The following is a 3,345-nucleotide window of genomic DNA, read 5'->3' on the forward strand; positions in this document are numbered from 1 at the left end:
GGCTCTGCGCCCCCCCCCCCCCTTCCCCCCCCCCCCCCCCCCCCCCCCCCCCCCCCCCCCCCCCCCTCCCCCCCCCCCCCGGGCGGGGGAGGCGGGATGGACGGCAAGGCCGAACGGGCCGGGGGAGGAGTCGCGGTGCGGTACTGCCGGTTCGGCATCTGCGGCGAGGTCGGGCCCTCCGGGCCCGGTCTGGGCCGCGGGCGCAACGGAGTCGTACGGGTCGTCGACGGCACCGTCGTCGTCATGAGCGGCATCCGCACCGGCGACGTCGGCGTCACGGTCGCCCTCCACGGGAGCGACCCCGCACCCGGCAGCGGCGGCTGGCAGGACATCGCGGAGATCTCCGTGTACTCCGTCTCCGGTGCGATCTCCGTGCACTCCGTCTCCGGTGCGCTCATGGTCTGTGTCATGGGGGACGGCCTGGACGAAGAACGTCCGGTCCTGTCGTTCGACGGGCCGGGCGACTGTCGGCTGCGCGTCCACGTCCGCGGCCGTGACACCGCCGTCGGCCTTGCTCCCGACGAGATCACCGAGCGGTACCTCGTCCGGGCCTGGCCTGCTCCCGCAGGCGAGGCCACCGCATGGGCGGCAGACCAGCGCCTGCACAGGGTCCGTCCGCGCACGCTGACGCGCCAGGCGGGTCTGCCCGCGCGTCGAGGGCGGGCGGACCGCCTGGTGGCCTTGGTGAGGCTGGTGGCGCGGCATCGGCTGCTCGGCTGGTGTCCGCGGCGGGTCCGGGGTGATGTTGATGGCGTGGCGGTTCCAGCGCGCGCAGTCCTCCCGGGAGTTGCTCCGGCTCCTGCCGGAATCTGGTGGGCTTGCTGTGGTCCGTCGCAGGCCGGGGGAGTGCGGTGGGGCGGGGTTGGGTCTGCGACCGGTCGGCAGGCTGGGCTTTGCGCCGTTGGGTGGTGTTCGTCTTCGATCCGTAGGCGTCGGGGCGCAGTGGTGCCTGTGATCCGTAGGCGCCAGCCCTGTTCGGCTTCCTTGTCCGGCGCACGGGAGGTGCAGCCCTGCCGGGACGTGGCGGCGTGGGTCGGGGTTTTCGTTGTGACGCCGAGGCAGAGAGCTCTGGGGGCTGGGTGCCGCCGGTCGGTGGTGTCGCCTTGGTGCCGGCGGTGTGGGCCCATGTCTGGGGCTGAGTGGCCGCGGGGGTGTCATAGGCCGATGGGGTGGCGGGCTGTGGTGGCCGGTCTGGGTGCGGTGGGCCCGCGCCCGGCGTACTGCGTGGTCCTTCCCCTCCATCCCTGTCTTTGCACGGCCGTCCTGTGCGAGGCCGCGGAATCGCCCGGTGGTGCCCGGGCCTGCCGCGTGAAGAGCCGGCCCCGGGAAGGGGCTGCGGCAGCACTGCGCGGCTGGCGGGTTGCCGTCCGGTGTACGCGGCGGATCACTGGGCTGTGCGGGGACGTGCCGCCGCCGCAACGGGACGTGGGAGCCGGCCACGTCGTGCGGTGCCGTCCGGGGCTTTCGGCATGCCCCGCGCGCGTACTCGGCGTGGGTGCAGAGACGTTCCCCTTCGGCGGCGACGTCTGTATGACACTGGTGGCCGTCGGCGACAGCCCCGCGTGGCCCCGCGCCACGGGCACCTCCGGCGAGGAGAGGCTCCTTGGCCTGGAACGCGCCAGCAGTTTTGCGGTCACCGTGCTTCATCGGGAGGGCGACTGTGCAGGATTGCAGGGCCGGCGTTGCGACGGCATCTGGATCCCCGTGCCGGTCCGGCCGGACGCCCTCCACGTGTTCGCTGACACCCTGCTGATTCACCGGCACCCTGCTGACCGGCTGGACAAAGGGGACGGCTGCGGCCGGGGCGGCACCGCGTGATGGTGGCCCGGGGATCGCCGCGCCGTTCCTCCGTGGTGTTCGTCCCCCGGGCCTGGTCACGGTCGTCGAAACTGCTGCCTGTGTTCGCCGGCCCCGACGTCTGCGGCTTCGGACCTGTGTCAGTGTGGGGGGAAGGCAAGCAGCAGTGTCGAGGAGTACCTGCAGGTGTCCGGCCGCCCCGAGCAGGTCGGGGCCTGGCGCGAGAGCCGGGCCCAGGTTGCCGGCATGACCGCGTGAGCAAGCCGCAGGGAGAGTCGCTCATGACCACGTTTCCCACCGCGCGAGACATCAGGACCACCCCGGAAGGCCTTCTGTGGGAGCCCAGCGAACGCCGCGTGCGCGGCCGCAAGGGCGGCCTCACCGTCGTGGACAGCAGACACCCGGTCCTCGTATGGGAGCCCGGGACGCCGGTACCGCTCTATGCCTTCCCCCGCGAGGAGGTCCGCGCGGACCTCCTCCACCCGGCGAAGAACCCCCCGACGGGCACGCACACCGGATCGCAGATCTTCTATGACCTGGAAGCCGGCGGCGAACTGATCGAGAACGCGGCCTGGACGTTCCCGGCCGACGAGCTGGCCGGGCACATCGCCTTCGAGTGGTTCCGGCGCGCGGGCCGGGGCCTTGACCACTGGTACGAGGAGGAAGAAGAGATCTTCGTTCACCCCCGCGACCCGCACAAACGGGTGGACGCGATTCCGAGCAGCCGTCATGTCGTCGTCGAGATCGACGGCACGGTCGTCGCCGACACCCGCCGCCCGGTCCTGCTTTTTGAGACCGGTCTGCCCACCCGGTACTACATACCGCGCGAGGATGTCCGCCTCGACCTGTTCGAACCGACCGACCACAGCACCGGGTGCCCCTACAAGGGGACTGCCACCTACTGGTCGTGGCGGGGGGAGGCCGGGGCCCCGGCGAACCTCGTCTGGAGCTATCGCGAACCGCTGCCCGCGGTGGGCGCGGTCAAAGGGCTCCTCGCCTTCTACAACGAGGCCGTCGACCTCACCGTGGACGGCGAACGTCTGGAGCGTCCCGTCACCCCGTTCACCGAGGTGCTTTCGGCTCGACGGCCGGCGTGACGGCTCTGATGGCGGTGATCAGGGGCGCCGCCTGCAGCATCGGCAGGCGGCTGCTGCCTGTCCGTAGTCGAACGGGGACACCGCGTCGTCGCCGTTCGGCCTGGCCGGGGAGAGGCTGGTCCGGCTGGCCGGGCTCGACGGTGCGGCAACACTGGCCGGCGGCATGGAGGCAAGCAGACCGCATCAGCGGCCGCAAGGTTCGTGCGCGACCAGATGGTCGCTGGCGTACTCGTGCGCCTGTCGTCGCCGTGCTCGTGAGGGTGGCTCCCGTGCCCGGGCCGGCTACACGCCGAACAGCTACAGCGTGAGGCCGAGGAGTGCGGGGAGCGGGGCGCCTGCCACGCGCCTCGGGGTTCTGCCGGTCCTTCGGGGGCTCGGTGGCCCGGCGGGCTCGGTGGTCTGCCGGCCGGTGGACCCTGCGGACGTGCGGATACGCCGGAGCGGCGGCCCC

General features: G+C 72.6%; 2 protein-coding genes. Both read left to right on the forward strand.

Features of this window, described 5'->3' with window-relative positions; all coding sequences use genetic code 11:
- The first annotated feature begins 1,491 nt into the window (after positions 1-1,491).
- A complete protein-coding gene (locus ACZ6D7_RS43595) occupies positions 1,492-1,818 on the forward strand; it encodes a hypothetical protein (protein WP_469503530.1) in 327 nt (108 codons plus the stop codon).
- 260 nt (positions 1,819-2,078) lie between these two features.
- Positions 2,079-2,894 carry a DUF427 domain-containing protein gene (locus ACZ6D7_RS43600; RefSeq protein WP_469503532.1) on the forward strand — a complete coding sequence of 272 codons (816 nt, stop codon included), beginning with the start codon at positions 2,079-2,081 and terminating at the stop codon, positions 2,892-2,894.
- Positions 2,895-3,345 lie beyond the last annotated feature (451 nt).

It is taken from the genome of Streptomyces sp. NPDC041784 (assembly GCF_055591025.1).